This window comes from uncultured Campylobacter sp. (assembly GCF_937890585.1).
Lineage (GTDB): Bacteria > Campylobacterota > Campylobacteria > Campylobacterales > Campylobacteraceae > Campylobacter_A.
The window spans coordinates 1-3,319 of the sequence record NZ_CALACG010000357.1 but is presented as its reverse complement, the minus strand read 5'-3'; the positions used below and the strand labels follow the sequence as shown (position 1 = coordinate 3,319).

The 3,319-nt window shown below is 35.1% G+C and carries 4 protein-coding genes; all 4 read right to left on the bottom strand.

Features of this window, described 5'->3' with window-relative positions; all coding sequences use genetic code 11:
- Nucleotides 1-507, bottom strand: a 507-nt coding sequence (locus Q0296_RS10800; RefSeq protein ID WP_298040469.1) for a CRISPR-associated endonuclease Cas3'', incomplete at its 3' end; no start/stop codon positions are given.
- Nucleotides 482-1,192 carry a CRISPR-associated protein Cas5 gene (locus Q0296_RS10795; protein WP_298040467.1) on the bottom strand — a complete coding sequence of 237 codons (711 nt, stop codon included), beginning with the start codon at nt 1,190-1,192 and terminating at the stop codon, nt 482-484. The genes Q0296_RS10800 and Q0296_RS10795, both read right to left, overlap by 26 nt.
- A gap of 1 nt (nt 1,193) precedes the next feature.
- Nucleotides 1,194-2,135 carry a type I-B CRISPR-associated protein Cas7/Csh2 gene (gene cas7b / locus Q0296_RS10790; protein ID WP_298040465.1) on the bottom strand — a complete coding sequence of 314 codons (942 nt, stop codon included), beginning with the start codon at nt 2,133-2,135 and terminating at the stop codon, nt 1,194-1,196.
- Between the two features lie 10 nt (nt 2,136-2,145).
- Nucleotides 2,146-3,319 (bottom strand): TM1802 family CRISPR-associated protein (locus tag Q0296_RS10785; protein WP_298040461.1); only part of this gene is annotated, 1,174 nt, incomplete at its 5' end.

Below are 3,319 nucleotides of genomic sequence, written 5' to 3'. Positions count from 1 at the left end.
CTCATAGGTAAATTTGTGCCTGTACTGCGATAAAACTAAGTATTGACGAAGCTTTTCCGCTCTATCTAAAAACTCATCCTTTTTTGTAGATAATCCAGAATAGATCTTAATGTTTTTAGCAGCGCCAGCCACTTCATCCCACTGCTCTAGCTCTTTTTGGTTTTTAAAAAATTTATTAGCTTCTCTGGCTAGCGTCATTAAATTTACCACGTCGCCGTGGTGCGAAACGATAGCAAGAAAGCCAAACAGGGTTGGTATCTCATCAAATTTTGAGTTTAACAAGAAAAAATATGCCGACAAGAGCGAGTGGTTTTTATCCAGCTTGTCGTTTGAAGTATCTCTGATGTAAATTTGAAAATTATTTTTCAGTTTTGCGATGTCGTGGTAGAGTTTGACCTGCTTACCCAGCTCATCGTCGTCAGGCGAGATCATATTTTTTATATGATTTTCTAAAAGTTTATTTGGATGAGACCAAAACTCGTCAAATAAAATAGACTCTTTCATCATTTATCTGATAAATATTTCCATGATTTTTAGATTTTATAAGCTCTTTGCCATTTATCTCCATAACAAAGTCTTTAAAATCTTTAAAAATTCGCCCATTTTCGCAGCCACAAGGCATTCTAGCTGTAGTTAATTTCGCATTTTCATTAATGCCTTCAAAAACAAAATCATCCATAAGCGTAAATGTATTTATAAAGCTTTCATCTTGCGATATTTTTTCGCATATTTTTATATCGATCCAGCTAAAATCAGCTATACAAAAATTTATCCCAAGATAGGGCGTAAAGGCGGTTTTATGCTCTTTTAAATTTGAGATTATTTTATCTTGATAGCTTTGCTCTAAATTTTCTAAATTTAAAAATACGACATAAGATGGCGAGCAGATTAGTTCTCTGTAAAACTGCTTTTTCTCTTTTGCATTTTGATAGCCTTCCTCTATGTGCATATTGCTTGAGAGGGCAAATTTTATGCCGTTAAAAACAAAACTCTTTTTTAAAATTTGCCTATCTATTTTTACGCTGTATTGGATGTTTGATAGCTTAAAGTAGTCCTCCTCGCCTATAACAGCGCCTAAAAAGCCCATTATAGTGGTCTTTGGCGGTACTGGATAGGTTAAGCTAGAATAAATCGTCGCTGGATGCGAAAAATGAGCGTAATCGCCAAATAATCTAAAAGCAACAATGCTCATTTTATGCCTCTATCTTTTTCCAACTGCTGTCAAAATTTTCTTTGTTTATCGTTTCAAAATCATAATCGCTCATATATTCTATCTTTTCTATATTTGCAGCGTATCTTGCGAGTTTATTTTTTAAATTTGTAAAGTCGATAGTGTATTCGTTGATGCTTCTTATCACTCTATCTTCTTTTTCGCTTTTTAGGCTTATGCTATTGTTTAGATCGCCTGCAAACGTATCGTCTTTGTATGTGATGATTAGCATAAATCTTGGAGTTTGACCGATTTTAGAGCGAGTTGTTAGGTTTTTAGTGCCGTGCCACAAGGCTTTTAAAATTTTAGCCTCATCGGCTTCGTTAAAGCCTGTTTTAGCTGCATTATAGTTATCTATGATGCCGTAAGTAGCAAAAATAGCGTATTTTATAAATTCCTCTTCTCTAAAAGTCGCTTGATCTTTTTGTTTTTTTGGGTCATTTGGATCGTAGTCGCTAGCAAAAGCGCCAGTTCCTTTGACATGCTCTACTTCGACCTTGTTTAGGGATTTGCTTAGTCTAAACTGCACTGGTCCAGTAAATTGAACGCCTGCGGTTTTTATCTCCTTATCCTGCCTCATCTCGTCTTTATCTGAAATAGGCAAAACTCCACCAAATGCGCGGATATCGATAAATTTAGACAAAATTTCTCGTTGCAATTCGCTTTTGTTTTGCTTTATGTTTATGCTCTGTCTGATAGCCGTTTTAGCGTCTAGCAGGGCGTCCTCTATCCTATACTCCTTTATAAAAATCGACGCCTCATCTTTTTTCATGATCTCATCTCTAATAGTTCTTTTTATACGCACGTCCGTCACCTCAGCTACGCCAGTTTCATCATCTCGCCTAGGAGCGTTGTCTTTTAGCATGTCGCCATTTGGGTTCCAGTTCTCTCCATCCCATAAAAAAAGTATCTCTTTTTTTTGCATCTTATTCTCCTTATTTTGTTTTGTCTTTTATAAATTTACGATAATCGCTTCCGCCCATAGCAAAAGCAAGCGTAGTATGCGAGGTTTTTACCATCTTTCTCTCTTTAGAAAAGACCTGCGGTAAAATTTCGATCAAACACTCTTTTATGTTTTCAATGTTAGAATTTGGCTTGCCAGAAGCTGCCTTAAGCTTTCTAATCATCTCATCGCACTTGGTCCAAATTCTCTCTAAATTTTCCATACTTATCGATCCGCAGTCATTAAGCCAGTTGCTAAATGATACTCCGCCATTAACGCCAAGCTGCCAGTTTATCAGGGCTGCGCTTAGCATACCGAGCAAATAAGCGCTAATGAGCGCATCGTTTTGATGTAAAAACTCGCTATTTTTGATTAGCTCTTTAATCAGTTCTTTTTTATCGGTTAAATTTTCCAAATCGCACTCCTTTTGAAAGACTAGTTTTTTGTTTAAGACATTGATCTCATTAAAGAAATTTTGGTATTTTGCAATATTTTCAAACTTTCTTTCTTTATAAAAATCGTTAAAGTATTTGCTCCATTCCAACTTTTTTGCGTAACTTTTATTGACGCTACCGTAATAAATCAGATCGCTATATCTTTCTATCATAATCTCTAAATCAAATTTATTTCTTGATAGCAAAAAGTTTATCACGCCAAGCCTATCATTAAACAAATTTTGCAGATAAATCGTCTCGTCTGTGCCACTATTTTTTTCATAGAAAGCTTTTATGTTAAAACGGCTCATTAAATTTGAGATACGAGAGATAAAAGATGGCAAAACATCGTCTATCGCAAGCTTTAAATCGATAGCGGCGTTACTTTGTGTATAAAATAAAATCGTATTTAAAACAGGCAAATTTTCCTGCTTTTTAGCTGTTGCCTCGAGATAATAATCTATGCTAAATTTTATGGCTTCCTCGGCGATTTCAATATTTTTTATATCGCTTTTTGAAGTCTCTTCAAGTATTTTTACAATCTCTTCTAAATTTACTGAGCTACTCAAAATAGTCGGCAAAATCGCTATTTTCATACCATAAAAATTGTGCGATAGCTTATCTTTTATCGCTTTAAAGCCATTTTCTACCTTTTTTGCGCTATTGGCGTTTAATGGCAGGAGCTTTGATTTGATAAAATGCATATTAGTGGGCATCTCATATACCGAGCAA